The 1,030-nt window shown below is 47.3% G+C and carries 1 protein-coding gene; it reads left to right on the top strand.

The genetic code is table 11. From position 1 onward, the window contains the following. Window positions 1-1,030, top strand: a 1,030-nt coding sequence (locus RH40_RS01995; protein ID WP_009599609.1) for a BspA family leucine-rich repeat surface protein, incomplete at both ends; no start/stop codon positions are given.

The raw sequence follows: 1,030 nt of genomic DNA, 5'->3' as shown, positions 1-1,030 counted from the left end.
AAAGTATCCTATATAGAGGAGATGTTTAAGGGCGCCACCGCCTTTAACCAACCCATCGGGAACTGGGGTACCTCCGAGGTATCGGATATGGCAGGAATGTTTGCAGGTGCCGCCAGCTTTAACCAACCCATCGGCAACTGGGATACCTCCAAGGTTAAAGATACGAGGTGGATGTTTTCAGGTGCCACCGCCTTTAACCAACCCATCGGTGACTGGAATACCTCCAAGGTCGGAGATTCTTGGACATACTCAGGAATGGCCGACATGTTTAAAGGTGCCACCAACTTTAACCAACCTATCGGCAACTGGGATACCTCCAAGGTAAGGACTATGGGAGGGATGTTTTCAGGTGCCGAAGCCTTTAACCAGCCCATCGGGAACTGGGATACCTCCAAAGTTGAAAATATGGCGTCGATGTTTTCAGGTGCAGCTAACTTTAACCAGCCCATCGGTGACTGGAATATCTCTGCGGTCTCGGATATGGGGGATATGTTTAAAGGCGCCACCAGTTTTAACCAAGATGTTCGCCAGTTTGAAGGTCAGGGGCAATTACAAAGCAACACTCTTACTTGTAATGGCAGCCCGATTGGCGCCACCTTCAACCACCAAGGTAACACCTATCTGGTTGTTGGCAATGAGATCATTAAAGACCAAGCCCAGCTCGATAAACTGGAGCAAGGCCAAATCCGTTTTTGTACCTCTCATGTAACTAATATGAATGGCCTCTTTAAAGGAAGGGAGCACTTTAATGCCGATATCAGTGACTGGGACACCTCCAAAGTTACAAATATAGGACGAATATTTTCAGGTGCCACTAGCTTTAACCAACCCATCGGTAATTGGAATACCTCCAAGGTATCGGATATGAAAGGAATGTTTGAAGGTGCCGCCAGCTTTAACCAACCCATCGGTGACTGGGATACCTCCAAAGTAAGGGATATGAAGGAGATGTTTAAGGATTCCTCAACCTTTAACCAACCCATCGGTAACTGGGATACCTCAGAGGTATCGGATATGGAAGGAATGTTTG

This window comes from Vibrio caribbeanicus ATCC BAA-2122 (genome assembly GCF_000165125.1).
Taxonomy (GTDB): Bacteria; Pseudomonadota; Gammaproteobacteria; order Enterobacterales; family Vibrionaceae; genus Vibrio; species Vibrio caribbeanicus.
Note: the sequence above shows the minus strand (reverse complement) of the source record. Positions and strands in the feature narration are given on the sequence as shown.